The sequence below is a fragment of the Streptomyces sp. WM6386 genome (assembly GCF_000972385.1).
Classification (GTDB): Bacteria; Actinomycetota; Actinomycetes; order Streptomycetales; family Streptomycetaceae; genus Streptomyces.
Map to the genome: position 1 here is coordinate 1 of NZ_JXTE01000632.1, position 365 is coordinate 365.

Sequence of the window (365 nt, forward strand, 5' to 3'; positions counted from 1 at the left end):
CCTTGGCGCAGGCGGCCTGCATCTGGGCCCATGTCGTCGGGGCGGCGCTGACGCCGGCCTTTTTCAGCAGGTCGGAGCGGTAGTAGAGGATGCCGCCGTCGGAGGACTGCGGGACCGCGTACAGGTTGTCGCGGTACTTGGTCGTCTCGACCACGGGCTTGAGCATCTTGTCCAGCGGGAACTGCGCGGCGGGCAGCTGGTCGATCCACTGGTGGGCGGCGAACTCCGAGGTCCACACGACATCCAGGGAGAGCACCGTGTAGGCGTCGGACTTCGTCTCGGCGTTCTGGATCATCTGCTGGCGCTGCTGGTTCACGTCCGCCGGCAGCTGGACGAAGGTGACCTTCTCCTTCGGGTGCAGCTTG

General features: G+C 66.3%; 1 protein-coding gene. It reads right to left on the bottom strand.

The annotated features are described in order from the left end of the window. Positions 1-365, bottom strand: a 365-nt coding sequence (locus TN53_RS43020) for an extracellular solute-binding protein (protein WP_046264370.1), incomplete at both ends; no start/stop codon positions are given.